Origin of the sequence: Streptomyces sp. NPDC048479, from assembly GCF_040651435.1 — a bacterium.
Taxonomy (GTDB): Bacteria; Actinomycetota; Actinomycetes; order Streptomycetales; family Streptomycetaceae; genus Streptomyces.
Map to the genome: position 1 here is coordinate 1 of NZ_JBEZKA010000053.1, position 26,571 is coordinate 26,571.

Below are 26,571 nucleotides of genomic sequence, written 5' to 3' on the forward strand. Positions count from 1 at the left end.
GGCCTCTCGTACGAGACTCCTCGCATCCCGGTCGTCTCGAACCTCACCGGTGCTCTGGTCTCGGACGAGATGACGTCCGCCGACTTCTGGGTCCGCCACGTCCGCGAGGCGGTCCGTTTCCTGGACGGCATCCGCGCTCTGGAGGCCGCCGGGGTCACGACATACGTCGAACTCGGCCCCGACGGGGTCCTCTCGGCGATGGCTCAGGAGTGTGTGACGGGCGAGGCCGCGGCCTTTGTGCCGGTCCTGCGCTCCGGTCGCTCCGAGGCCGAGACTGTCACCACGGCACTCGCCCAGGCGCATGTCCGGGGGATCGCCGTCGACTGGCAGGCGTACTTCTCCGGGACCGGAGCCCAGCGCGTCGACCTGCCCACCTACGCCTTCCAGCGCGAGCACTACTGGCTCGACGCGGGAACGCTCGGCGGGGACGTGACCACGGCGGGCCTCCGGTCCGCCGATCATCCGCTGCTCGGTGCCTCCGTGGCTCTGGCGGATGCGGAGGGTCTGCTCCTCACCGGCCGGCTCTCGCTCGACACCCACCCCTGGCTCGCCGACCACACTGTGGCGGGGACGGTCCTGCTGCCCGGTACGGCCTTCGTCGAACTCGCACTCCGGGCCGGGGACCAGGTCGGCTGCGACCTGGTCGACGAACTCACCCTCGCGGCCCCGCTGGTGCTGCCCGAGCACGGCGGGGTCGAGCTCCAGATCGCCGTCGCGGCGCCCGACGAATCGGGCCGCAGGTCTGTCGCGTTCCACTCGCGCGCCGACAGCGCTGCGGACGACGAGCCGTGGGTGCGGCACGCCACCGCGGTACTGGCGGAAGGTGCGGAGACCCCGGCGTTCGATCTTGGTGTCTGGCCGCCGACCGGGGCCGAATCCGTTCCGGTGGAGGGGCTGTACGAGGGGCTCGCGGACTCGGGCTTCGGCTACGGCCCCGTGTTCCAGGGGCTGCGTGCCGCCTGGCGTCGGGGCGAGGACGTGTTCGCCGAGGTGAGTCTCGGGGACGAAGCCGAGCCCGGAGCAGCACAGTTCACGGTGCACCCTGCCCTGCTCGACTCCGCGCTGCACGCCATCAACCTCGGCTCCCTCGTCGAGGACACCGGGCAGGGGCGGCTGCCGTTCGCGTGGAGCGGTGTCGCGGTCCACGCCGTGGGAGCGGACACCCTGCGCGTACGGCTCTCGCGTGCCGGTCAGGACGCTGTGGCACTGGAGATCGCGGACGCGGACGGCGCGCCCGTCGCGTCCGTACGCAGCCTGGCCCTGCGCGCCTTCTCACCCGACCAGCTCACCGGGCCGGGCGGCGGCGGTCACGGCGATGCGCTGTTCCACGTCGAGTGGACGGCGCTGCCCACAGGCGGTCCGGCCGGTTCGGCGGACGACTGGGCGATGCTGGGTGCCGGTTCGCAGGTGCATGCGGATCTCGCGGGGCTGGGTGCGGCTGTTGCCGAGGGCGGTGCGATTCCGGCGGTGCTGGTGGTGCCGTGTGTGGCGCCGGAGTCGGAGTCGGCTGCGGATGATGTGGCGGGTGCGGTGCATGGGGCTGTTGGGCGTGCGTTGGGTCTGGTGCAGGCGTGGCTGGCGGACGAGCGGTTCGTGGACTCGCGTCTGGTGTTCCTGACGCGGGGTGCGGTGGCTGCGGTGCCGGGCGAGGGCGTGAGCGACCTGGTGCATGCTCCGGTGTGGGGTCTGGTGCGCTCTGCCCAGTCGGAGAACCCGGGCCGCTTCGGTCTGATCGACGTCGACGTTGACGGCGATGTGGACGCGGACGTGCTGTCGGCGGTGCTTGCCTCCGGAGAGCCCGAGGCGGCTGTACGTGCCGCAGCGCTCTACGCCCCGCGGCTTGCCCGTACCTCTGCCATTGACGGCTCCAGTCGTGAACTCGGCTTCGAGGGCACGGTGTTGGTGACGGGTGCGAGTGGCACGTTGGGTGGTTTGTTTGCCCGTCATCTGGTGGTCGAGCGTGGTGTGCGGCATCTGCTGTTGGTGAGTCGTCGTGGTGAGGCTGCTGAGGGTGCGGTGGATCTGACGGCTGAGTTGGCCGAGTTGGGTGCGGAGGTGAGGTGGGCTGCGTGTGATGTGGCCGACCGGCAGGCTCTGGCGACCGTACTGGATGGCATTCCGGCCGAGTATCCGCTGACGGGTGTGGTGCATACGGCTGGTGTGCTGGACGACGGTGTGGTCGCGTCGCTCACTCCGGAGCGTCTGTCGACCGTGTTGCGTCCGAAGGTGGATGCGGCCTGGAACCTGCATGAGCTGACGCGTGAGATGGATCTGTCGGCGTTCGTGCTGTTCTCCTCGGCCGCCGGTGTGTTCGGTGGTGCCGGTCAGGCGAACTACGCGGCCGCGAATGTGTTCCTGGACGCTCTGGCTCAGCACCGTACGGCGCAGGGCCTTGCTGCCACTTCCCTCGCTTGGGGTCTCTGGGCCGAGGCGGGAGGTATGGCGGGTGAGCTGGACGCCGATGATGTGTCGCGTCTTGGCCGTGGTGGTGTCAGTGCGCTTTCCGCGGAGGAGGGTGTGGCGCTGTTCGACGCCGCGTCCGCATCCGAGCAGGCGCTGTTCGTCCCGGTAAAGCTCGATCTCGCTGCCCTCCGGGCCCAGGCAAGCAGTGGCGGCATGCTCCCGCCGCTCCTCAGCGGCCTCGTCCGCATGCCCACCCGCCGGGCGGCCCGGGGCGGTTCGGCCGGCGGTGGCAAGTTCGCCCGACAACTGGCCGCGCTGGCGGCGGACCAGCGGGCCGGTGCGGTCCTGGACTTGGTCCGTACGCAGGTCGCGGCCGTGCTCGGCTTCGCCGGGCCCGAAGCGGTCGACCCGGCACGGTCGTTCAACGAGGTGGGCTTCGACTCGCTGACCGCCGTCGAGCTGCGCAACAGGCTCGGCGCGGCGACCGCCGTACGACTGCCCGTCACCCTCGTCTTCGACTACCCGACCCCCGCCGTCCTCGCCGACTACCTGTACGGCGAACTGCTCGGCGGTCAGGAAGCGGCAGCAGCCCCGACGGCCGTCATGGCCCGGGACGACGAGCCGATCGCGATCGTGGCGATGGCCTGCCGCTTCCCCGGCGGCGTACGGTCGCCCGAGGACCTGTGGGGGCTCGTCCTGGAAGGCCGGGACGCCATCTCGGACATGCCGGACGACCGCGGCTGGGACGTCGAAGGACTCTTCGATCCCGACCCCGACCGACCGGGCACCAGTTACAGCAGGGCGGGCGGATTCCTGCACGACGCCCACCACTTCGACCCGACGTTCTTCGGGATCTCGCCGCGCGAGGCCCTCGCCACCGACCCTCAGCAGCGGCTGCTCCTGGAGACGTCCTGGGAGGCGTTCGAGCGGGCGGGGATCGACCCGGCGGCTGTGCGCGGGAGCCGGACCGGCGTCTTCGCGGGCGTCATGTACAACGACTACGGCACCCTCCTGCACCGCGCGCCAGAAGGCCTCGAAGGCTATATGGGCACTTCCAGCTCGGGCAGTGTCGCCTCCGGCCGGGTCTCGTACACCTTCGGGCTCGAAGGCCCGGCGGTCACGGTCGACACGGCCTGTTCGTCCTCCCTGGTCACCCTGCACCTCGCCGTGCAGGCGCTGCGCAACGGCGAGTGCGATCTCGCGCTGGCCGGCGGCGTCACCGTGATGGCCACGCCCGGCACGTTTGTCGCGTTCAGCCGTCAGCGCGGCCTCGCGAGTGACGGGCGCTGCAAGCCGTTCGCGGCCGCGGCCGACGGTACGGCGTGGGGCGAGGGCGTCGGCATGCTGCTCGTCGAGCGCGTCTCGGACGCACAGCGCAACGGTCACCCGGTTCTTGCGGTGGTCCGCGGCTCGGCGATCAACCAGGACGGTGCCAGCAACGGTCTGACGGCTCCCAACGGTCCGTCGCAGCAGCGGGTGATCCGGCAGGCTCTGGCCAGTGCGGGGCTGTCGGCCGCCGAGGTCGATGTCGTGGAGGCGCACGGCACCGGCACCACTCTGGGTGACCCGATCGAGGCGCAGGCCCTGCTTGCCACCTACGGTCAGGACCGCCCCGAGGACAGCCCGCTGTGGCTGGGCTCGATCAAGTCCAACTTCGGTCACACGCAGGCCGCTGCCGGTGTCGCGGGCATCATCAAGATGGTTCAGGCGATGCACCACGGCGTCGTCCCCAGGACGTTGCACGTGGACGAGCCGTCACCGCACGTGGACTGGTCGGCGGGTGCGGTCTCGCTGCTCACCGAGCAGATGGCATGGCCCGAGACCGGCCGTCCGCGCCGTGCGGCCATCTCCTCCTTCGGCATCAGTGGCACGAACGCCCACACGATCATCGAGCAGGCACCGGACGAGCACGCTCCGGTACGCACCATCGAGTCGGCTGTGTCCGGTGGGGGTGCTGTGCCGGTGGTGCCGTTTGTGTTGTCGGCGAAGTCGGTGGAGGCGCTGCGTGGTCAGGCGGCGCGTCTGAGGGCGCATGTGGAGGTCTCGCCTGAGGCCGGGGTTGGGTCCGGGGTTGGGTCCGGGGTTGTCGATGTGGCGTATTCGTTGGCTACGCGGCGGGCGATCTTCGACCATCGTGCGGTGGTGGTGGCGGGTGACCGTGAGGAGCTGCTTCGGTCTCTGGCTGCTGTGGAGTCGGAGGGCACGGCGGCCGGTCTGACGCTTGGAACAGCGAGTGCCGGGAAGCTTGCGTTCCTGTTCACCGGTCAGGGCAGTCAGCGCCTGGGCATGGGCCGGGAGCTGTATGCCTCCTATCCCGTCTTCGCGCGGGCCCTGGACGCGGTGTGCGACAGGCTCGACCCGCGACTTGAAGTGCCGCTGAAGGAGGTGCTGTTCGCGGCCGAGGGTGATCTGCTGCACGAGACCGCGTACACGCAGCCGGCTCTCTTCGCGGTCGAGGTGGCGTTGTTCCGGCTGGTCGAGTCGTGGGGCCTGAAGCCTGACTTCCTGGCCGGTCACTCCATCGGTGAGATCGCCGCGGCCCATGTGGCCGGCGTGCTCTCCCTCGATGACGCGTGCACCCTGGTCGCCGCGCGTGGTCGTCTGATGCAGGCGCTGCCGGGCGGCGGAGCCATGGTCGCCGTCCGGGCCACCGAAGCTGAGGTCCTGCCGCTGCTCACGGAGCAGGTGAGCATCGCCGCCGTCAACGGTCCGCAGTCGGTCGTCGTCGCCGGCGATGTGCACGCCGTGATGGAGATATCGGCCGGATTCGCCGTGCAGGGCCGTAAGACGAAGCGGCTCGTCGTCAGTCACGCGTTCCATTCGCCGCACATGGACGGCATGCTTGCCGACTTCCGCGAGATCGCCGAGGGCCTGTCGTACGAGGCTCCTCGCATCCCGGTGGTCTCGAACCTCACCGGGGCTGTGGTCACGGATGAGATGAGCTCGGCGGACTTCTGGGTACGGCACGTCCGTGAGGGGGTCCGTTTCCTGGACGGCATCCGCGCCCTGGAGACCGCCGGGGTCACGACGTACATCGAACTCGGCCCCGACGGCGTCCTGTCGGCGATGGCCCAGGACTGCCTCAGCAAGGACGGCGTCACCTTCGCGCCCGCCCTCCGCAAGGGCCGCCCCGAACCCGAGACGATCACGACGGCCCTCGCCCACGCACACACCCACGGCACCCCCGTCGACTGGGAGACGTACTTCTCCGGCACGGGCGCACGGCGCGTCGACCTGCCGACCTACGCCTTCCAGCACGAGCGCTACTGGATCGACGTGCCCGTCGCCTCCGTCGGCGATGTGGCCTCCGCCGGACTCGGTGCGGCCGAACACCCGCTGCTGGGCGCGGCCGTCGAACTGCCCGACTCCGAAGGGCTTCTGCTCACCGGCAGGCTGTCGCTCCAGTCGCACCCCTGGCTGGCCGATCACGCCGTCGCGGGCACCGTCCTGCTGCCCGGGACCGCCTTCGTGGAGCTCGCGCTCCACGCCGGGCAGCGGGTGGGCAGCGCACTGCTCGAAGAGCTGACGCTGGAGGCGCCGCTGGTGCTCCCCGAGCGCGGGGCGCTCCAGCTGCGGGTCACCGTGGCCGCGCCCGACGAGACAGGGCGGCGCGCGCTGCACGTGCACTCGCGTCCCGAGGATCTGGGAGGCGAGGACCGTCCGGGGAACGAAGTGCCGTGGACGCGGCACGCCGGCGGTGTGCTCGCCGCGCCGGACACGGCCGACGCCGCGCCCGACGCCTCCGGCCTGGACGTGTGGCCCCCCGCGGACGCCGAAGCGCTCGACGCTGAAGACCTGTACGACCGGTTCGCCGCGGGAGGGTTCGCGTACGGTCCGGCCTTCCGTAACCTGCGCGCTGCCTGGCGGCGGGGCGACGAGCTGTTCGCCGAGCTGCTTCTGCCCGAGGGCCCGCGCGCCCAGGCCGCCGATTTCGGGGTGCACCCTGCGCTGCTGGACGCGGGTCTGCACGGCATCGCGCTCGGCTCGTTCCTCACCTCCACCGATGCCGAGACCGGCGGTGGCGGCGAGGACGCCCGGATCCGGCTCCCGTTCTCCTTCAGCGGTGTCGGTCTGCACTCGGTCGGCGCGGGCTCGCTGCGCGTGCGGCTCGCCCCGGCCGGGTCCGGCGCCGTGTCCCTCGCGGCGTTCGACGAGCAGGGCGCACCGGTCGTGTCGGTGGAGTCGCTGCTGCTGCGGGCGGTCGACCCGACGCGGTTGAGGCCGGCGGACCGGCCGGTGTTCCACGAGTCGCTCTTCCGGCTGGAGTGGCCCGCGCTGGCCACCGGCTCCCGTACGGAGCACGGCCCCGGGGACAGCACCAAGCACAGTCGCGGGGACGGCCGTTGGGCAGTGATCGGGGCCGACCCGCTCGGCGTGGAGGCCAGGCTGCGGGACGCCGGCGTCAGCGCCGACGGATACGCGGACCTGTCCGCGCTCGGCGGAGTCGTGGCCGCGGGCAAGCCGCTGCCGGACACCGTGCTGGTCTCGTATGCCTCCTCGGCCTCCGACGGTACGGCGGCTACGGCAGGCACTCCAGGCACGGCAGGCACGGCGGACGCTGTCCGGCAGGCGGCTCACGACACGCTGGCGCTCGTACAGGGCTGGCTCGCCGAGGAGTCGCTCGCCGGGTCCCGACTGGTCGTGGTCACCCGCGGCGCGGTCGAGGCGCGGCCCGGCGAGGGTGTGCCCGATCTGGCGCACGCGCCGGTGTGGGGCCTGCTGCGGTCCGCGCAGTCCGAGAATCCCGGGCGGTTCGTGCTCCTCGACCTCGACGCGGAGGACGCGGGCGACGACAGCGGGAAGGGCACGTCCCTCGCTCCGTTGCTGGCCGCCGCCGTGGCGAGTGGGGAGCCTCAACTCGCCGTCCGTGACGGTGTCCTGCACGCCGCCCGGCTGGCGCGGGTCCCCGCTGTCCCCGCCGCGCCGGATCAGGGCCCGGCCGGGTCCGAGTCGGACCAGGCAGCCGGACACGAGGGGCAGGCGAGCACGGAGCGCGCACCGGCCTTCGACCCCGACGGCACCGTCCTCATCACCGGCGGCACCGGATCGCTCGGCAGCCTGCTGGCCCGTCACCTGGTCGTGGAGCACGGTGTACGGCACCTGCTGCTGACCAGCCGGCGCGGGGCCGCCGCCGAAGGCGCCCCGGAGCTGGTCGCGGCACTGGCCGAACTGGGAGCCGAGGCGACCGTGGCCGCGTGCGACGCAGCCGACCGGGAGGCGCTGGCCGCGCTGCTGGCCGGTGTCCCGGCCGCGCACCCGCTCACGGCCGTCGTTCACACGGCGGGCCGCGTCGACGACGGCCTCGTGGCGTCGCTGAGCCCGGAGCGGATCGACACCGTGCTGCGTCCCAAGGCCGAAGCGGCGCTGCATCTGCACGAGCTCACCCGCGGGCTGGACCTCGCCGCGTTCGTGCTGTTCTCCTCGGCGGCCGGCACGCTCGGCAACCCCGGGCAGGCCAACTACGCGGCGGCCAACGCTTTCCTGGACGCCCTGGCACAGCACCGGCGCGCGGCGGGGCTGCCCGCGGTGTCGCTGGCCTGGGGGCTGTGGGAGCAGCGCAGCGCGATGACCGGCGAGCTGTCGGACGCCGACGTCCAGCGGATGGCGCGAGCCGGACTGACTCCGCTCTCCTCGGACGAGGGCCTGGCTCTCTTCGACACGGCGTGCGCCCTCGCGTCGGCGGGCGCGGCCCTGGAGACCGCCACCGCCGCATCCGCCACCGGCGGCTCAGCGGCCCCGGTCTCCGACGCCTCGGCGTCGGACACCCCAGCGTCGGACACCCCAGCGTCGGACACCCCAGCGTCGGACACCCCAGCGTCGGACACCCCAGCGTCGGACACCCCAGCGTCCGACACCCCAGCGTCCGACACCTCCGTGTCCGGTGCCGGCGTGTTCGTCGCCATGCGGCTGGACACGGCGCCCCTGCGGGCCCAGGCCGACGCCGGAGCCCTTCCGGCCGTCTTCCGCGGGCTGGTGCGAGGCGGTCCCCGCAGGGCCGCCGCACATCAGGCCGCCGACTCGGCCGCATCCGCCGCCGCGCGACGGCTCGCGGGTCTGTCCGGGCTGCCTCAGGAGGAGCAGGAGCGGGTGCTGCTCGACCTGGTGCGTGCCCAGGTGGCCGCCGTACTCGCCTATCCGTCGCCGGACGCGGTGGGGGAGTCGCAGGAGTTCCTGGAGCTGGGTCTGGACTCGCTGACCGCCGTCGAGCTGCGCAACCAGCTGAACGCGGCGACCGGCCTGCGGCTGCCCGCCACCCTGCTCTTCGACCACCCCACACCGGCGCTGGTCGCCGGCCGGCTGCGCGCCGAACTCGCCGGAGCCCCCGGCGCGGCGGCGTCCGACGGGGAGACGGACAGCGGCGGGGAGGACTCCGCGGGTGTCTTCGGAGCCATGCTCCAGGAGGCTGGAACGCAAGGTGCGTCCGGGCAGTTCATGGAACTGCTCATGCAGGCGTCGCGGTTCCGGCCCTCGTTCGCCTCACCGGCCGAGCTGCGCAAGGCACCGAGCCTGGTGCGGCTCTCGCGCGGCGACACACGGCCGGGACTGGTCTGCTTCTCCTCGATCCTGTCGATCTCGGGCCCGCACCAGTACGCGCGCTTCGCCTCGGCGTTCCGGGGCCGCCGGGACGTTCACGCGCTCGGCGCACCCGGATTCCTGCGGGGCGAGCAGCTGCCCTCGACCACCGACGCGGTGATCGAGGCCCAGGCGGAGGCCGTGCTGCGGCACGCGGACGGCGCGCCGTTCGTGCTCCTCGGCCACTCCTCGGGCGGCATGCTCGCCCACGCGGTCGCCGGGAAGCTGGAGAGCGCGGGGGTCTTCCCCCAGGCGCTGGTGATGATCGACATCTACTCGCACGACGACGACGCGATCATCGGCATCCAGCCCGGCCTCTCCGAGGGGATGGACGAGCGGCAGGACACCTACGTACCGGTCGACGACAACAGGCTGTTGGCGATGGGCGCGTACTTCCGGCTGTTCGGCGGCTGGAAGCCCGCGGCCGTGAAGACGCCGACCCTGCTGATACGGGCGGGTGAGCGGTTCTTCGACTGGTCCCGGTCCACGGACGGCGACTGGCGTTCCTACTGGGACCTGGAGCACACCGCCGTGGACGTGCCGGGCAACCACTTCACCATGATGGAGGAGCACGCTCCGACGACCGCGCAGGCCGTCGAGGGGTGGCTGGACACCACCGGCTGACGGCCGACAGGCACCCACCGGACAGGCACAAGGGCCGGGCCCCACCGCAATGGTGGGGCCCGGCCCTTGTCGTGGTGGCCGAAGCCTGATCCGTACGGGTTGGCCGGACCCGGATCCGTATGGGCCGTTGGTCTGCGCCCACGGGTGCCCACCGGTTCCCGCTGGTGACCACCATTGCCCAACGACGGTCACCAGCAGTCACAGCCCCGTACGGCTCGCCCCCGTTGTCAGGCGACGCGCCTCTCGCGCTCGCGCGAGCGCTTCTTCGGCAGCCCCACCGTCACGACCTCGAAGCTGTCCTTGGTGAGATCGAGGCGGTGGAAGAGGTTGTCGGGTCCCGTCACGCACACCGTGCCCACGCCGAGCCCCTTGAGCGACTCCACCACGCTCGGCCAGTGGATGGGCCGGTCGAAGGTGTCCAGCATCATCGTGCGCATCCCGGCGGCGTCCCGGACGACTGTGCCGTCCTGGTCGGTGACCACGGGCAGGGTGGGATCGGCGAGTTCGTACGCGGCGAAGACCTCTTCCTCCGCCTTGCGCCGCAGCGCCGAGAAGGCCGCCGCGTGCACGGGCGGGCGCATCGAGTACATGGAATATCCGCCTGCCGCGCTGATGCTCGCCTTCAGCCCGTCGAGCTCCTTCTCCCGTACGGACAGCATGTGGAAACCGGCGTCGAGCCGGCCGGAGATGTCGTACCAGGCGCCACGGTCGTCGAAGCCGGCGAGGATCTCGTCCAGCCGCTCCTGCGGGGTGCGGACGAAGGAATGGGTGACGACGTCCTCGTACGCACCGGTGAAGTACTCCTCCTCGCAGCGGGCCAGCTCCGCGGTGAGCCGGACGACGTCCGCGAAGGGCAGCGATCCGACGAAGGCGGCGGCGGCCTTCTGGCCGAAGCTCGGGCCGGTGCAGACGGTGGGGGAGATGCCGAGCGTGTCCACCGCCCGGTCCGCCATCGCCATCGAGTTCACCAGGAAGGCGATCTGCGAATAGACCGAGTAGTCCTCTTCGGAGGTGCGGAACCGGTCGAACACCGAATAGCCGAGCGCCTCGTCGGCCTCCGCGAGGCGCTGGCGGGCATAGGGGTCGAGCAGCAGGAACTTTCCGACCTCCGCGAAAGCCGAGGGGCCCATGCCGGGAAAGACGATCGCGGTCCCGGTCCGGCCGGCCGGCGCACCGGCCGAATCCGCGGAGCCACCGGAGCCACCCGAACCCGCGGGACCAGCGGAATCGGCGGGACCGGCGGAATCGGTCGAGGGAGCCTGCTCGGAATCGGAATTGGTCATGATCCGTGAATGCCTTTGCTTCCGGGATTGCACCGGCAGTCGCCTGCCGGCGTCACTGACGAGAAACGGCCCCGCACCCGGCCGGACGCGGGTGCGCCGGGCCGGGCACGAGGCCGGGAGGGACAAGGCGGGGGAGAGGGCGATCAGTCCTGCGCCCTGCGGTGGAACCCCTTGATGCCGATCAGTCCGAAGAGCACGATCGCCCCGCTCAGGGCGAGCAGATCGACCCACAGCGGAATCGAGGCGGGAGCGCCGGGCGGCAGCAGCAGGTCGCGGATCCCCTCGCTGACGTAGGTCAGCGGGTTGATGGCGCACAGCACCTGGAACCAGCGGATGTCCGCCAGTCCGTGCCAGGGGAACTGGGTGCACCCGGTGAACATCAGCGGGGTCAGCGTCACGGCGAAGATGACGCTGATGTGCCGCGGAGGGGCCAGCGTGCCGATCGTCAGGCCCACCGTGCTGCCCGCCAGCGCGCCCATCAGCAGTACGCCCAGCGTGGACGGGAAGCTGTCCATCGGCCAGGACACGTCGTCGAGGAGCAGGAAGCCGACCGGGATCATGACCAGCGAGGCGATGATCCCGCGCAGCGCGCCGAAGACCAGTTTCTCGATGGCCACCAGACTGGTCGGGATCGGCGCGAGGAGCCGGTCCTCGATCTCCTTGGTCCAGGAGAAGTCGATGACCAGCGGCAGCGCCGTGTTCTGGAGGCTGACCAGGAAGCTGTTGAGGGCCACCACGCCGGGCAGCAGGACCTGCTGGAACCCGCCGCTGGTGTAGCCGAGTTCGCCGAGGACCTTGCCGAAGACGAACAGGATGAAGAACGGCTCCACGAGCACCTGGGCGAGGAACGGACCCAGTTCGCGGCCGGTGACGAAGATGTCCCGCCACAGGATGAAGAAGAACGTGCGGATCGCCGTGCGCACATCGGTGCGCGCGGGCCGCAGCTCCGCGGGGAAGTCGGCGACCGGGTCGGGTGCGGTGGTGGTGGCCGTCATCGCAGCTCCCGGCCGGTGAGCTCGATGAAGACGTCCTCCAGTGTCGCGGTGCCGACGCTCATGTCCTTGATGTCACAACTCGCTTCCGTCAGGGCCGTGATGGCGATCGGCAGCACCGCGCCGGACGGCGCGTCGCTGTAGAGACGGAGCCGTACGGGCGCGGGCGCGCCGCCCTGCTCCTCAGCGTCCTCCTGGTGCACCAGCTCGATCCGCTCGACCGTCTCGATCTTCTCCAGCAGGCGGACGACGCTCTCGGGTCCCGGCTCCGCCGGCTGCACGGTGAGGGTGAGCGCGGTGCTGCTCAGGCTCTCCATCAGGGCCTGCGGGGTGTCGAGGGCGAGCAGGCGGCCGTGGTCGACGATGCCCACGCGGTCGCAGAGCTTGGCGGCCTCGTCCATGTCATGGGTGGTCAGCACCGTGGTCACACCGCGCTTGCTCAACTCGGCCACGCGTTCGTGGATGAACAGCCGTGCCTGCGGGTCGAGTCCGGTGGCCGGCTCGTCGAGGAAGAGCACCTCGGGGCGGTGCATCAGTGCACGGGCGATCATCACCCGCTGGGCCTGTCCGCCGGAGAGCTCGTCACCGCGGGCCTTGCCCCGGTCGGCGAGCCCCACCCACTCCAGGCACTCGTCGGCGAGCCGTCCGCGCTCGGACCGGCTCATGCCGTGGTAGCCGGCGTGGAAGAGCAGGTTCTGGCGGAGGGTCAGTGACCGGTCGAGGTTGTTGCGCTGCGGTACGACGGCGAAGGCCCGGCGCGCCTGCGCGGGGCTGGCCACGACGTCGACGCCCTGCACGAACGCGCGTCCCGCCGTGGGGGCCACGCGAGTGGTGAGGATGCCGATGGTCGTCGTCTTGCCCGCTCCGTTCGGACCGAGAAATCCGAAAACCTCCCCCCGGCGGACCGAGAAACTCAAGCCGTCCACCGCTGGTCGGTCGCGGTCCCGGTACTTCTTGACCAGTCCGTCGACCACGACGGCGGAATGCACGGGTGGTTTAAGATTCATTTACGCCTGCGAATCAAGCGGGACGCGACAGCGGCGGTCCGGGGAATTCGCACAGGAAAGTCGCGTGACCGGCCGCGCGTAGAGCGCCGACTGAATAGGACACAGAAGTGGTGCAGGCCCTGTCTAGCACGCATGGCGGTGCACTGGTCCAACTGCCCTTGCATCTAGGGGGAACGCGGCGACCTTAGGGGGGGATAGGGGTTATTGGGGAGGCTCGCGCGGATGCATTCGTAACCCCTATTGAAAACCTTCGGGGCGGCGAGTGTTGCGGTTTCGTCGAATATCCTCATAGCATCGACGCGTGATCGCGCCGAATTATTTTTCGCAAAATGAAGCGTCGGCGGGTCGTGTGTCCGCGGGCTCGGGAGTCGATCCCGGATCGCTGCGGTGGATGGTGATCGGCGCGACCGGCATGCTCGGCGGCGAGGTGGCCGCCCAGCTCACCGCCCACGGCGCCGACCCCGTACGGACCGGAAGGGTCGATCTCGACCTCGCCGACCCGGCGGCGGTCGCCGCGGCTGTGGCCGACGGCGGCCCCGATGTCGTCGTCAACTGCGCCGCCTGGACCGCCGTCGACCTGGCCGAGACCGAGGAGGCCTCGGCCCTGGACGTCAACGGCACAGGGCCGGGGCATCTCGCCCGCGCCTGCGCCGCCACCGGCAGCAGGCTGCTGCATGTCTCCACCGACTATGTCTTCGGCGGTACTTCGGCCGACGCCGGCCGCCCCTACGCCGAGGACGCCGAACCCGACCCGCGCACCGCGTACGGGCGTACCAAGCTCGCCGGCGAGCGCGCCGTCCTGGCCGGACTCCCGGACGCGGCGGCCGTGGTGCGCACCTCCTGGCTGTACGGACGCGACGGCGGCGGCTTCGTGCACACCATGGCCCGTCTCGCGCAGGAGCCGGGACGGACGGTGGAGGTGGTCGACGACCAGCACGGGCAGCCCAGTTGGGCACCCGATGTCGCCGCCCGGCTCATTGCGCTCGGCACCCTGCCCGCCGACCGCGCCCGCGGCGTCTTCCACGCCACCGGGGCAGGCCGCACCACCTGGCACGAACTGGCCCGCGAGGTGTTCCGGCTGGCCGGCCAGGACGCCAACCGGGTGCGCGCCATGGACAGCTCACGGCTGGAGCGGGCGGCGGTCCGACCCGCCTGGAGCGTCCTGGGCCACGACCGGTGGGCCGCCGAGGGCATGGACCCGATGCGCCACTGGCGGGCGGCCCTCACCGAGGCCCTCGTGGGCGCGCACCCTCCTGAGACCGTGAACTTCCCTGACCTGAAAGGCTGTTGAAGGGTGAAACCCCTGTCGATAGAGGGCGCGTGGCTGTACGAGCCGCAGCTCCACGGTGACGAGCGTGGCACCTTCCTGGAGGCGTTCCAGGGCGAGGCCTTCCAGCTCGCCACCGGCCGCCGCCTCGAACTGGCCCAGGTCAGCTGCTCCGTGTCCCGCCGCGGCGTCGTCCGCGGCGTCCACTTCGCCGATCTCCCTCCCGGCCAGGCCAAGTACGTCACCTGTGTACGCGGCGCGGTGCGCGATGTGATCGTGGACCTGCGCCCGGGCTCTCCCACTTACCGGGACTGGGAGGCGGTCGAACTGGACGACCGCGACCGTCGGGCAGTCTTCCTCTCCGAGGGCCTCGGCCATGCGTTTCAGGCCGTCACCGACGACGCCACCGTCGTCTATCTGACCACCTCGGGCTACAGCCCGCGCCGTGAGCACGGCATCGACCCGCTCGACCCCGAGCTGGGCATCGTCTGGCTCCCCGGCACCGAACCGCTGCTGTCCCCGAAGGACGCCGCGGCCCCCACCGTCGCGGCGGCCGAGGCCCAGGGCCTGCTGCCCGCGTACGAGGACTGCGTACGGTACGTGTCCTCGCTCGCCACACCACTCAGCGAGGAGACCCCGTGAAGGCGCTCGTCCTGTCGGGGGGATCCGGCACCCGCCTGCGCCCCCTGACCCACACCTCGGCCAAGCAACTCGTGCCGGTGGCCAACAAGCCCATCCTGTTCTACGTCCTCGAAGGCATCGCCGACGCGGGCGTCACCGATGTCGGCATCATCGTCGGCGACACGGCCGAGGAGATCAGAGCCGCCGTCGGCGACGGCTCCCGCTTCGGCATCAGCGTCACCTACATCCCGCAGCACCAGCCGCTCGGCCTGGCCCACGCCGTGCGCCTCGCACGTGACTGGCTGGCCGACGACGACTTCGTGATGTATCTGGGCGACAACTTCCTGCTCGGCGGGATCAGCGAGCAGCTGGAGGACTTCCGCACCCGGCGGCCGGCCGCGCAGATCATGCTGACCCAGGTCCCCAATCCGTCCGCCTTCGGTGTCGTCACCCTCGACGAGACGGGCAGGGTCACCGGCCTGGAGGAGAAGCCGACGTTCCCCAAGAGCGATCTGGCCCTCGTCGGCGTGTACTTCTTCACGGCCGCCGTGCACGACGCCGTGGACGCCATCCGGCCCTCCGCCCGCGGTGAGCTGGAGATCACCGACGCCATCCAGTGGTTGCTCGACCAGGGCCTCGACATCGCTTCCTCCACCGTCAACGGCTACTGGAAGGACACCGGGAACGCCACCGACATGCTGGAGGTCAACCGCTCGGTGCTCGACAGCCTGACCCCCTACTGCGCGGGTTCCGTCGACGACGAGAGCGAGCTGGTCGGCCGGGTCGTCGTCGAGGAAGGTGCGGTGGTCACCCGCTCCCGGATCGTGGGCCCCGCCGTCATCGGCCGCGGCACCCGCGTCGAGGGCTCCTACATCGGCCCGTTCACCTCCGTCGCGGAGGACTGCGTGGTCGTCGACAGCGAGATCGAGTACTCCATAGTCCTGGCCGGCGCGGCCATCGACGGCGTCCGCCGCATCGAGGCGTCCATGATCGGCCGCCAGGCCCAGGTCACTCCCGCGCCCCGCACACCCCAGGCCCACCGCCTGATCCTCGGCGACCACAGCAAGGTGCAGATCCGTTCATGAACATCCTGATCACGGGAGCGGCCGGCTTCATCGGCTCCCATCTCGTACGCACCGTCCTCGGCCCGGACAAACCGCTGGGCGACGACGTCCGCGTCACCGTCCTGGACAACCTCACCTACGCGGGCAGCCGCGCCAACCTCGCGCCCGTCGAGGACGAGCGGGGTTTCACCTTCGTGCACGGCGACATCACCGACGCACCGTTGGTGGACCGGCTGGTGGCGGCCCATGACGCCGTGGTGCACCTGGCGGCCGAGTCGCATGTCGACCGCTCGATCGAGCAGGCCGACGCCTTCATACGCACCAATGTGCTCGGCACCCACACGCTGCTGGAGGCCGCGCTGCGGCACGGCACCGGGCCCTTCGTGCATGTGTCGACCGACGAGGTGTACGGATCGGTCCCAGCGGGTTCCTCGGTCGAGACCGACCCGCTGGCCCCCAACTCGCCCTACTCGGCGTCCAAGGCGTCCAGCGACCTGCTGGCCCTGTCCTACCATCGTACCCACGGCCTCGACGTACGGGTGACGCGCTGCTCCAACAACTACGGCCCCTACCAGTACCCGGAGAAGGTGATCCCGCTCTTCGTCACCCGGCTGCTCACCGGCGGAACCGTCCCGCTCTACGGCGACGGCGAGAACGTCCGCGACTGGCTGCACGTCGACGACCACTGCCGCGGGCTGCTGGCCGTCCTGACCGGCGGCCGTGCGGGGGAGACGTACAACATCGGCGGCGGCACCGAGCTCACCAACAAGGAGCTGACCGGGCTGCTCCTGGACGCCTGCGGCGCCGGATGGGACCGGGTCGAGCACGTCACCGACCGCAAGGGTCACGACCGCCGCTACAGTGTCGACTGGACGAAGATCCGCACCGAGCTCGGCTACACCCCCGTGCAGGACTTCACCGAGGGCCTGGCCGAGACCGTCGCCTGGTACAGAGACAACCGCCCGTTCTGGGCAGCGCCCGAGGCGGAGCTTCAGGGCGCATGACATATGAGTGCACCCAGCACTCCACCAGGGAGACCACCCCCGACGATGTCAGTCTGATTCAGATCCGGCAGCCGGCGGTCCCGAGCAGCTACCGCATGATCTGCTTCCCGAGCTCGCGGAACTCCTCGGTCTGCTACCTCGCCATGTCGGAGCTGCTGCTGCCCACCGTGGAGCTGCTCATCATCCAGTACCCGGCCCTGACCTCCGAGGAGGAGCACTCGGCCGAGGAGGACGCGGCGCTCGCCGACAAGATCTTCGATGCGGTCCGTGGCTGGGCGGACCGCCCGCTCGCCCTCTTCGGCCACCGCCTCGGCGCCGAACTCGCCTACACGGTCGCCAAGCGGCTGGAGCGGGAGACCGACGCGGGACCCCTGACCCTGTTCGTCTCCGGCCGTACGGGACCGGGCCACCGCGGCAGTCTCGGCCCGCCCGCGCTCAACTGCCGCGTCGTCGCCCTGGCGGGGTACCACGACCCGCGCGCACCGCTGGCAGGAGTGAAGGCCTGGCGGCGCTGCACGGCAGGCCGGTTCGACCTGGAGGTCTTCCCCGGCACCCGCGGGTATCTCGACTCGCACCGCCGCGAAGTCGTCAACCTCGTGCACGATCAGCTGATTTCGCTCCATGGACCCGAGCCGGACTGAGCACCACCGGGCCCCGATCGTGTGGCACCGAAGCAGGGGATCTAGGGGCGGGACAGGGGTACCCGCGCCTTCTCCCGCTGCCTAGCGTGCCGTGTGGAGACCCGCGTCCACGGAGCGGCACCGACCGAATCTCCCCATTTCTTGTGAAGCTCGCGAATCCCGCGATCCACCCCTGAACGGGCCCGGACACGCCTTGGCACGGCGCACCGCACGCCGGCTCCGGTTACGTTCGGCCCAGAGGAAGGACAGTGTGCGACCGATGACCGCGAAGATCTTTGCAGCCGACTCGGTACGGCCCGTCGACGAGTTCGAGCAGGACGCCCTCCGCGTCGCCGATGTGATCCGCGAACGCGGAGTCGGCCTCGGCGACCGGGTCATGCTGAAGGCCGGCAACTCGGCGAGCTATGTCTGTGTGCTGTACGCGCTGATGCACGTCGGCGCCTCGATCGTCCTCGTCGACCAGCAGGAGCACATGGAGGAGACCCGCCGTATCGCACTGCGTACCGGCGTCAAGGTCACGCTCGTGGACGACGAGACCCCCATCGATCAGGACGCCGACCCGATCCATCTGTACGAGCTCATGGTCGCCACCGCGGGACGCCAACCCGCCGACCGTGCCCTGTCGTTCGACGCCTGGGGTGAGCTGACCGACGGCCTCATCATGTGGACCTCCGGCTCCACCGGCTCGCCGAAGGGCGTGGTGAAGTCCGGCGGCAAGTTCCTGACCAATCTGCGCCGCAACGCCCACCAGGTCGGCCACCGCCCCGACGACGTCCTGATGCCGCTGCTGCCCTTCGCCCACCAGTACGGCCTGTCGATGGTGCTCATCGCCTGGCTCACCCGCTGCTCCCTGGTGATCGCCCCCTACCGCCGTCTCGACCGCGCGCTGCGCATGGCCCGCGACTCGGGCACCACCGTCATCGACGCCACCCCATCCAGCTACCGCAGCATCCTGGGCCTGGTGACCAGAAGGCCGGTGCTGCGCGCCCATCTGACCGGTACCCGGATGTTCTGCGTCGGCGCGGCCCCGCTCGACGCGCCGCTGGTGGAGAGTTACGTCCAGGAGTTCGGCCTGCCGCTGCTGGACAGCTACGGCTCGACGGAGCTGAACAACATCTCCTTCGCCACCCTCGACAATCCGGTCTCCTGTGGCCGTGCCATGGACGGCATCCGGCTGCGGATCGTCGACGAGGACGGCCGCGAACTGCCCGCGGGGCAGCCGGGCGAGATCGAGGTCGACACCCCCGACGCGCTCGAAGGGCAGATAGCCGACGACGGCTCCGTCGTGCCCGCCGCCACGGGCTGGCAGGCCACCGGCGACCTCGGCCACCTCGACGCGGACGGCAACCTCTACGTCCTGGGGCGCAAGTTCGCCGTGCACCGCATGGGCTACACGCTCTACCCAGAGCTCATCGAGCGGAAGGTGGCCGCCGAGGGCTGCCCCACCCGGATCGTGCCCCTGCCCGACGAGCTCCGCGGCTCCCAGCTGGTCTTCTTCGTCGAGGACGACGAGAAGAGGGACGCCGCCTACTGGCGGGAGCGGCTGTGCGCGTTGCTGCCCGCCTTCGAACAGCCCAACAGGGTCGTCGTCCTGGAGCAGTTCCCGCTCAACCGCAACGGCAAGCCGGACAAGAAGGAGCTGACGCGGATGGCCGCCGTATAGGGGACCGCGGGCCTCGTACGCCGATGGCGCCCCCACTCACGGGTGAGGGCGCCATTGTCCGTCCGGGCCGGTGCCTCAGCCGTCGTAGGGCAGGTCGAGGGGGGCCAGGGCGTCGAAGAGGTCACCGGGCCCCGGGTTGTCCGGATGCGTGGCGCCGCCCAGGTGGTCCAGCACGCCCCACACCGCGTTCAGCGCCGTGGTGACCGCGCCCTCCGCGAAGCCCGCCGTCCAGGACACGTCGTCGCCGCACAGGAAGAAGCCGCGCTCCGCATCGGGCAGGCCGCGCTGCATGAACTGGGTGAACAGCCGTCGCTGATAGCGGTACTGGCCCGGCAGATTGGACTTGAACGCGCCCATGAAGTGCGGCTCGCTCTCCCAGGTGATGGTGATCGGATCACCGACGATGTGCGAGCGGATGTCGACACCCGGATAGATCGCGCCGAGCTTCTCGAGCAGCACATCGAGCCGCTCGGCCGCGCTCAGCGTCGCCATCTTCAGCGAGTCGTCGTTCCAGGTGTACGACAGGCACATCACGCCGGGGCGGTCCGCCCCGTCGTCGAAGAGATAGACCCCGCGCGGCATCCGGTCGGTGAGGGTCATGCTCATCACCGGACGGCCGGTGCGCGGATCCGTGTCGTGCCAGAACGGCCGGTCCGTGAGGACGAACAGCTTGGACGCGCCCATGTAGTGGGTGCGCTCCACAGCGGTCCACAGCGGTGCGGTCAGCAGCGCCGGGTCGCACTCGACACGGTTCAGCAGGGTCCACACATGCGGGGTGTACACCACCGCGGCGAACCGGTCCCGCCGCCCGTCTGCATCCGTGACGAGGAAGCCGTCGCCGTCCCGGGCGACAGCGCGCACCGAGGGCCGCGCCTGTCCGTCGTGCAGGGAGGCGAGAGAGGTGCCGGCCGGCCAGTGCGCGCAGCTCTCCGGCCGGTGCTCCCACAGCCCGCGCGGCACCTGCTGGGAACCGCCGGCGATGGCGACCTGGTTGTCGTCCGCCTCCGTGTAGACCACCCGCAGGATCTCCAGGAGCGAGTTGGGGAAGTCGGTGTCCCAGCCGCCGGTGCCGAACCCCACCTGCCCGAAGATCTCCCGGTGCCGGAACGACTGGAAGGCCGAACTCGTGGCGAGGAAACCGTAGAAGGACTGGTCGTCGAATTCCCTGACCAGCCGGTTCCATATCTGCTTCAGCGTCTCGACGTCCCGCCGCTGGACCGCGTCCCGCATGGTGGCCAGCTCGGCCCGCTCCTGGAGCGCCTTCTCCCAGGCGACGGCCACCTCCTGGTAGACATCGGGGAGTTGGTCCACGACTCGGGCCGTGTGGCGTTCACCGCCCAGGTCGACGAGGGTGCTCGGGGTGCTCGCGGCCAAGGGGTTGGGGAAGGGGCGGGTGCGCAGCCCCAGCAGATCGATGTAGTGGAACAGCGAGCGCGCGGAGAGCGGGAAGCGCATCGCCCCCATCTCCGCCACGCAGCCGGGCGCTCCCGGGAAGGGCACCGAACGCATCCGGCCGCCCAGCTGCTCCGCCTCGTACAAGACCGGGCGCAGGCCCAGCCGCATCAGTTCGTACGCGGCGGTCATCCCCGCCATTCCGCCGCCGACCACGGCCACCGGCGTTCTGGCGCGTCCGGGCGGAAGGACGCCCAGGCCGGCCGGATGGCGGAGCCAGCCGTCGTAGGAGAACGGGAAGTCCGGCACGAGCATGGTGGTGGGAGCCGGGCTGACTGACGTCATCTGGAATACCTCTCGGGCCGATTCGACATCGCTTCCAGGGAAACCGGAGACATTCCGAGCTGAGCCGGAAATCGCGGCGTCGAGCCGGGCCCCGTAAGGCGGGGCATCGAAGCGGCCGTACGCAGTCGTGCCGGTAATCCCACGCTATTTACCGGCAGTTGACGCGACAACCCCTAGCCACCCTGGTAACGGGCCGTGCCCGGACGGCTTTGCACCGTGGTCGCCACGCGATAGGCGGGCACAGTGATCGCCGTCACAATGATGCCGCGCTCCGAAAGCCATCGGCCGGTGAATTTATTCACCATTCGCCCGTCCGGACCGGGCTGCGGACGCAGAATTCGCGCCGTGAACGTGCCCGCCGGCCCACCCGACGGTCCGTCCTCGTGACGGAATGAGATGTCGGCGTCGTCGAAGTCCAGCTCGGTGCCCAGCAGCGGATACCAGGTCTTGTAGACCGCTTCCTTCGCACTGAACAGCAGCCGGTCCCGGCACAGCCGCGCCCCGGCTCCCGCGCGCACCCAGGCCAGCTCCCGCGGCTGCGCGATCGACTCCAGCACCCCCTCGGGCAGCGGCAGATCGGGCTCGGCGTCGATCCCGACCATTGCCAGGTCCGTGTCCCGCGCGAGCACCGCGGCCCGGTAGCCGGCGCAGTGGGTCATGCTTCCGACGACGCCGTCGGGCCACTGGGGCACATTGCGCACCCCGGGCAGGACGGGGGACGGCGGCAGCCCCAGTGCGGCGAGGGCGCGCCGCGCACATGCCCGTACGGTGGTGAACTCCTCGCGGCGCAGGTCCGTCGTCCTGGCGACCAGCGCCGCCTCCTCGGGGTACAGCGTCGCCGATCCGTCCGGCCCGAAGGCGTCGCTCACGACGGCCCCTTCGGGTAGCAGTGCCTCGATCATGATCGTGCCTCCTGCGGGTCGGTCCTGGCGCCGGTCTCCGGTTTCGGGGTGTACGGCAGGATCTGCCGCAGCAGTCCCTTGGGATGGCCGCGCCGGCGCCACTCGCGCGGATAGCCGATCGACACTTCCTCGAATCGCACCCCGTCGTACCAGGTGGTCCTGGGGATGTGCAGATGTCCGTAGACGACGGCGGCGGTGGTGAACCTGCGGTGCCAGTCGGCGGTCAGCACCGTGCCGCACCACTGGGCGAACTCCGGGTGCCACAGCACATCCGTGGGCTCGCGCACCAGCGGGAAGTGGTTGACCAGCACCAGCGGCACCGACGGATCGTGCGCCACGAGGCGCCGCCGGGTCGCCGCGACCCGGGCCCGGCACCAGTCGTCACGGCTCCGGTACGGGTCGGGGTGGAGCAGATACTCGTCCGTGCACACCACGCCCGCCTCGTGCGCCCGGGCCAGCGACTCCTCCTTGGTCGAGGTGCCCGCCACCCGGAACGTGTAGTCGTACAGCAGGAACAGGGGAGCGACTGCGACCGGCCCGCCGGGCCCCTGCCACAGCGGCCACGGGTCCTCGGGCGTGACGACGCCCAGCCCCCGGCACATGTCCACCAGGTACCGGTAGCGCTCCTCGCCGCGCAGCTGCACCTTGTCCTCGCGCGGGGTCCACAGCTCATGGTTGCCCGGCGACCACACGACCTTGGTGAACCGCCCGGCCAGCAGCCGCAGCGCCCACTCGATGTCCTCGGTCAGCTCGCCGACGTCCCCGGCCACGATCAGCCAGTCGTCCTCGTGGGAGGGGCGCAGCGACTCGGTTATGGGCCGGTTGTCGGCCATCCCGATGTGCAGATCGCTCACCGCGAGCAGCCGGGGGGCGGCCTCCGGGGGCGGCGCGGGCACGGACGGGGTGGTGGGGTCAGGCGGTGTGTGCGACATCGATGTCCAAACTGACCGGAAGGTCCTGACGGTGCGTGATGTTGATCTTCCGGTAGACCCGGGTCAGATGCTGTTCCACGGTGCTGACGGTGATGAAGAGCTTGGTCCCTATCTCCCGGTTGGTGTAACCGTGCGCGGCCAACGCCGCCACCCTGCGCTCCGCGTCCGTCAGCGAGGACACCGCCGCCGTGGACTGCGGCCGCACGGCACTCGCCGGTACGGCGGAGCGCGGCGGCGCGGGCAGCGAGGACTGCGAGGACTGCGAGGGCTGGCTGGGCTGAAGCGAGCGGTACAGCTCCCGGGCGCCGCAGCCCTCGGCGATCCGCCACGCCCTGCGGGTGTGCAGCTTGCCCTGGGCCGGGTCGCCGAGCTGCTTGTGCGCCAGTCCGAGATCGGTCAGCACTCGCGCCAGCTCGTACCAGTCGCCGTCCTCCTGGAGCAGCGCCACGGCCTCGCCGAGCAGCGCGGGGCGCTCGCGGAGCGGACGGGCCGCCGCGAGCACCCGCAGCGCGAGTCCGCGCACCCGCTGTCCGGCGTCCCCGGCGAGCTGCTCCCGAGCAAAACGTTCCGCCTGTTCGCGGCTGCCCAGCGCCAGCCAGGCCTCGGCGACGCCGACCCGCCAGGGTGCGAGCGCCGAACGGTCCATGTTCCAGCGCCGCATCAGCTCGCCGCAGGCCGCGAAGTCGGTCAGCGCCGCGTGCTGGCGTCCTGTGGCCAACTGGTGCCGGCCGCGCGCGTACAGATAGTGCAGCCCATAGCGCGTCATGAACATTTCCTCGGGCACCGGGCGGTCCACCAGCTCCGCCGCCGCCTCGTGATCGCCCATCGCCGTCCGCGCCTCGATGAGGGCCGACAGCGGCATCCCGATGCCCACGCCCCAGCCGTGCGGCGGCAGTTGCTCCAGCGCCTGCTCCGCCAGCCGCCTGGCCTCCGCCAGATGACCCCGGCGCAATGACATGTGTGCCCGCATCGCCCGCAGCACCGCGGTCCACCCCGGCGCCCTGCGGTTCGCTGCCTCCACCAGCAGCCGGTCGGCCCACAGTGTCGCCGTACCCAGCCGGTCCGCGTAAAGGAGCGTCAGCAGGCACGCGCGCATCCCGAGGTGTGTCTCCTCCGTCAGCCGCGTGCTGGTCAGCATCTGCTCGGCGCTGTCGGCGAAGTCCTCCGCGGCCGCATCCCGCGCTCCCTCGCTGCCGCTCAGTACGCCGTGCAACACCCTCGCCGCGGTCAGGCGGCCCTCCTCCGGCGCCGGCGGACGCTCGCCGCCGCGTGCAGGGGCCGGCCCGTCACCGATGTGTTCGAGCACCGTCGGATACGTGCTGGCCAGGGCCAGCCGCAGCGCCCGGAGCTCGGTGGCGAGCGGGGCGTCGGGAGACTGGGGCAGTACGTCGACGACCTGACGGATCGCGGTGGCCGCGTCGTCCATCCAGCCGTTCCACAGCAGATCGCAGACCAGCCGCAGCGTGTCGGTGGGCGGCAGCAGGCCGTCCCGTACCGCCCCCAGCAGCGGCCGCAACTGCTGTGCCCACGCGGACGGTTTGACCCGCCAGATGAACTTGGCCAGGGTCGCTCGCAGCAGCATCCGCTCCGTCTCGTCGCGGCAGCAGCTCTCCGCCATCCGCAGACAGCGCACCGCGAACCCGACCCGCTGCATGGCCATCGCCGCACGCGCGGCCTCGCTCAGCACCCGCGGCACCCACTCCTCGTCGGGGGCGCGCATCTCATGGCCGAGCAGTTGGGCCGCGACGACCAACGGCGCCGCCCCGTCCTCGTACAGCAGCCGAGCCGCCCGCTGGCGCAGTCGCGTCACCGCGTCGTCGGCCAGACTCTCCACCACCGCGGTCTGCACGCTGCCGTGCCGGAACCTGGACCGCTCCAGGACTCCCGCCTCACCGAGGGCGGTGACCACCTGCCCCGCGGTCCGCTCCTCGACCTCTACCAGCCGGGCGAGCAGCGACATCGATCCGGCGCAGCCCAGCAGGGCGATGCCCTGGGCGACCCGCAGACCGTCGGATCCCGTGCGGTGCACACAGATCAGTGCGCTCTGCAGGAACTGCTCGCCCGCGTGGGGCGGTCCGTCGAAGGCGTCCTCGACCTCGGCCGACGCGGGGCCCGCACCGGGCATGTGCTCCTCGCCGGCGATGTCGAGGTCCATGTCCACGGCGATGTCGATGGCGGTGCCCGCGCAGATGTCGTCCTCGCCGTCCGCGGCATCCAGCGGGTCCACCGTGCCCATGGGGGTCACGGAGTCCTGGCCGTCCACGACGACCGGCCGGCGCGGGTGGTCCATGGCGGCCGGGCCGGCCGCTGAAAGCCGCTGCCGGCTGAGGCGGTCCTCGATGAACCCATGGACGAGCAGGGGGTTGCCGCCGGTCGCCGCATGAAGGGAGGCGGCCAGCGGAGCGAACTGTGAGGCATCGGCCGCGGGCTTCTCCGTACCGGCCTCCGGGGCCCGGGCCGCGAGCAGCCGGCCGACGCCGTCGACGCTCAGCGGACTCAGCCGGATGTGCAACCCCCGCAGCTGGTACAGCAGTTCCTCCAGGATGCGCGGCGGCGTGCCGCCCGCGTCGGGGCCGCGCGTCACCATCAGCGACATCGCGGCGCCGGAGGAGGGCGCCCGGAGCAGTGCGTGAGCGAGGCAGTGCAGCGACTGCGGGTCGGCGTACTGCACGTCGTCGATGGCGATCAGGACCGGCCCCTGCGCGCAGACTCCGGCGAGTTGGGCGTGAAAGGCCAGGAGGATCTCGTCGGGGACCGGCTCCGACTCCGTCCGCGGCTCCGAGCCCAGTGCCGCGTCCGGGCCGGCCGGCGAGTGCAGCGGCAGCCGGTCGGCGGCGGCCTGCGCGTCGCGCAGCAGCTGCTCCACCACGCCGAACGGAATTGCCTGTTCCGCGGGTGAGGTGACCGCGGTGAGGGCGCGTGGGCCCGCGTCGGCCGCCAGTTCCAGTACGCGATGGAGGAGTGCTGTCTTGCCCGACGCCACAGGCCCGCTGATCACGGCGATCCGGCCGGTCCCGGAGGCGGTTCCGGGCGCTGTGCCGGAGGCGACGCCGGATACGAAGGAGGTCAATCTTCCGATTTGTTCATCCCGCTCCACCAACACAGCTGCAAAAGCCTCCCCGTTGCGATGTGAAATGGCGCACGTCGGGTGTCATTCCCGCAACATGGCCACTCTCCGCGTTCCTGCACGCACGGGAAGTGCTGTCAACGCCTAAGGAGCGCAAGGGAATTCGCAGCGCTCACTCCAGGTTGGACGACACCCCAGTTCTTCCCGTTCGGCGGGTCCGTTCGAACTGTATCAACGTCCCGGCCGTCGATTGTGTGCGTGCCATTGCAGCGTCACGTCGACCTGTTTCACGGGTAACTCGACTGAATGAACAGTGGGTTGCCGGGTGGCATCGATCGCTGCTGGTCATGTGCCCAGGGCGCCACGAAAGAGAGGAACCCTCAGAGAAACCTCAAAGAAACGCCGCCGCTCGAACACCTCGTCGATGACCTGGCCGTATTGCGGCCCTACTTGTTCTAGGGGTGGTCGCGTGAAGATTAGGGGTAGGTGATGGTGGAGAACTCATTGCGCCGCTCGTTTGAATGGCCCGATGTGAGCCTTTGAGGCCCATTGGACCGCAGAGCCGCCCGCGTCGCCGGGCCGGGGTGGAGATGGCGCATGACGACGACCCAGCAGAGTGCCCCCGCGTACCGGGGCACGACGACCGTCATCGGGAAAGTGGCCGAGCTGCACGCTGTTCGTGAGCAGGCCCGGCGTGGGCCGAGTGAGCGTGCCACCCAGGCGCAGCATGCCAAGGGCAAGCTGACCGCCCGTGAGCGGATCGCGCTGTTGCTGGACGAGGGTTCGTTCAG

At 70.9% G+C, this 26,571-nt stretch carries 14 protein-coding genes and 1 pseudogene; 8 read left to right on the top strand and 7 right to left on the bottom strand.

The window, feature by feature from the left end; all coding sequences use genetic code 11:
- A partial coding sequence (locus tag AB0D12_RS38880; protein ID WP_362694135.1) for an SDR family NAD(P)-dependent oxidoreductase occupies positions 1 to 9,600 on the top strand: 9,600 nt, incomplete at its 5' end.
- Positions 9,601 to 9,827: 227 nt separating this feature from the next.
- On the opposite strand, the gene AB0D12_RS38885 is transcribed toward AB0D12_RS38880, so the two are convergent.
- The 3 genes from AB0D12_RS38885 to AB0D12_RS38895 all read right to left on the bottom strand — a co-directional run bounded on the left by AB0D12_RS38885 (position 9,828) and on the right by AB0D12_RS38895 (position 12,864).
- Positions 9,828 to 10,883: an ACP S-malonyltransferase gene (locus tag AB0D12_RS38885; RefSeq protein WP_362694138.1), complete on the bottom strand. Its 1,056-nt coding sequence runs from the start codon at positions 10,881 to 10,883 to the stop codon at positions 9,828 to 9,830.
- Between the two features lie 143 nt (positions 10,884 to 11,026).
- A complete protein-coding gene (locus AB0D12_RS38890) occupies positions 11,027 to 11,878 on the bottom strand; it encodes an ABC transporter permease (protein ID WP_362694141.1) in 852 nt (283 codons plus the stop codon).
- Entirely contained in the window at positions 11,875 to 12,864 is a 990-nt protein-coding gene (locus AB0D12_RS38895; protein ID WP_362694144.1) for an ABC transporter ATP-binding protein, read from the bottom strand. Before AB0D12_RS38895 ends, AB0D12_RS38890 begins: the two co-directional genes overlap by 4 nt.
- Before the next feature lie 409 nt (positions 12,865 to 13,273).
- Between AB0D12_RS38895 and rfbD the strand changes: the two genes are divergently transcribed.
- The 6 genes from rfbD to AB0D12_RS38925 all read left to right on the top strand — a co-directional run bounded on the left by rfbD (position 13,274) and on the right by AB0D12_RS38925 (position 19,142).
- Positions 13,274 to 14,173, top strand: coding sequence for a dTDP-4-dehydrorhamnose reductase (gene rfbD, locus AB0D12_RS38900; protein WP_362694173.1), 900 nt, complete (start codon positions 13,274 to 13,276; stop codon positions 14,171 to 14,173).
- Between the two features lie 3 nt (positions 14,174 to 14,176).
- Entirely contained in the window at positions 14,177 to 14,791 is a 615-nt protein-coding gene (locus AB0D12_RS38905) for a dTDP-4-dehydrorhamnose 3,5-epimerase family protein (RefSeq protein ID WP_362694147.1), read from the top strand.
- Positions 14,788 to 15,855 (top strand): glucose-1-phosphate thymidylyltransferase, encoded by a 1,068-nt coding sequence (locus tag AB0D12_RS38910; RefSeq protein WP_362694149.1) that lies wholly within the window; start codon positions 14,788 to 14,790, stop codon positions 15,853 to 15,855. The genes AB0D12_RS38905 and AB0D12_RS38910 overlap by 4 nt, the downstream gene beginning before the upstream one ends.
- The gene (gene rfbB / locus AB0D12_RS38915) at positions 15,852 to 16,838 is read left to right on the top strand and encodes a dTDP-glucose 4,6-dehydratase (protein WP_362694152.1); all 987 of its coding nucleotides are present in this window, start codon (positions 15,852 to 15,854) and stop codon (positions 16,836 to 16,838) included. The genes AB0D12_RS38910 and rfbB overlap by 4 nt, the downstream gene beginning before the upstream one ends.
- The gene (locus AB0D12_RS38920) at positions 16,835 to 17,479 is read left to right on the top strand and encodes a thioesterase domain-containing protein (protein WP_362694155.1); all 645 of its coding nucleotides are present in this window, start codon (positions 16,835 to 16,837) and stop codon (positions 17,477 to 17,479) included. The genes rfbB and AB0D12_RS38920 overlap by 4 nt, the downstream gene beginning before the upstream one ends.
- Before the next feature lie 259 nt (positions 17,480 to 17,738).
- Entirely contained in the window at positions 17,739 to 19,142 is a 1,404-nt protein-coding gene (locus AB0D12_RS38925; RefSeq protein WP_362694158.1) for a class I adenylate-forming enzyme family protein, read from the top strand.
- Between the two features lie 75 nt (positions 19,143 to 19,217).
- Here AB0D12_RS38925 and AB0D12_RS38930 read toward each other — a convergent pair whose 3' ends face one another.
- The 4 genes from AB0D12_RS38930 to AB0D12_RS38945 form a co-directional block, all read right to left on the bottom strand.
- Complete coding sequence (locus tag AB0D12_RS38930; RefSeq protein WP_362694161.1) at positions 19,218 to 20,879, bottom strand: NAD(P)/FAD-dependent oxidoreductase; 1,662 nt, start codon at positions 20,877 to 20,879, stop codon at positions 19,218 to 19,220.
- A gap of 173 nt (positions 20,880 to 21,052) precedes the next feature.
- The gene (locus tag AB0D12_RS38935; protein WP_362694164.1) at positions 21,053 to 21,781 is read right to left on the bottom strand and encodes a 4'-phosphopantetheinyl transferase superfamily protein; all 729 of its coding nucleotides are present in this window, start codon (positions 21,779 to 21,781) and stop codon (positions 21,053 to 21,055) included.
- On the bottom strand, positions 21,778 to 22,713 hold the full coding sequence (locus AB0D12_RS38940; protein WP_362694167.1) for a metallophosphoesterase: 936 nt from the start codon (positions 22,711 to 22,713) through the stop codon (positions 21,778 to 21,780). Before AB0D12_RS38940 ends, AB0D12_RS38935 begins: the two co-directional genes overlap by 4 nt.
- Positions 22,694 to 25,816, bottom strand: coding sequence for an AAA family ATPase (locus AB0D12_RS38945; RefSeq protein WP_362694170.1), 3,123 nt, complete (start codon positions 25,814 to 25,816; stop codon positions 22,694 to 22,696). The genes AB0D12_RS38940 and AB0D12_RS38945 overlap by 20 nt, the downstream gene beginning before the upstream one ends.
- Before the next feature lie 561 nt (positions 25,817 to 26,377).
- On the opposite strand from AB0D12_RS38945, the pseudogene AB0D12_RS38950 reads away from it, so the two are divergent.
- Positions 26,378 to 26,571, top strand: a pseudogene (locus tag AB0D12_RS38950) (methylmalonyl-CoA carboxyltransferase); the annotation flags it as partial.

Bases quoted from the DNA above. Each gene is read 5' to 3' on its own strand.
- AB0D12_RS38925 (WP_362694158.1), top strand. From the start codon at position 17,739: ATGACCGCGAAGATCTTTGCAGCCGACTCGGTACGGCCCGTCGACGAG.
- AB0D12_RS38935 (WP_362694164.1), bottom strand. From the start codon at position 21,781: ATGATCGAGGCACTGCTACCCGAAGGGGCCGTCGTGAGCGACGCCTTC.
- rfbB (WP_362694152.1), top strand. From the start codon at position 15,852: ATGAACATCCTGATCACGGGAGCGGCCGGCTTCATCGGCTCCCATCTC.
- AB0D12_RS38940 (WP_362694167.1), bottom strand. From the start codon at position 22,713: ATGTCGCACACACCGCCTGACCCCACCACCCCGTCCGTGCCCGCGCCG.
- AB0D12_RS38930 (WP_362694161.1), bottom strand. From the start codon at position 20,879: ATGACGTCAGTCAGCCCGGCTCCCACCACCATGCTCGTGCCGGACTTC.
- AB0D12_RS38890 (WP_362694141.1), bottom strand. From the start codon at position 11,878: ATGACGGCCACCACCACCGCACCCGACCCGGTCGCCGACTTCCCCGCG.
- AB0D12_RS38885 (WP_362694138.1), bottom strand. From the start codon at position 10,883: ATGACCAATTCCGATTCCGAGCAGGCTCCCTCGACCGATTCCGCCGGT.
- AB0D12_RS38920 (WP_362694155.1), top strand. From the start codon at position 16,835: ATGACATATGAGTGCACCCAGCACTCCACCAGGGAGACCACCCCCGAC.
- rfbD (WP_362694173.1), top strand. From the start codon at position 13,274: ATGGTGATCGGCGCGACCGGCATGCTCGGCGGCGAGGTGGCCGCCCAG.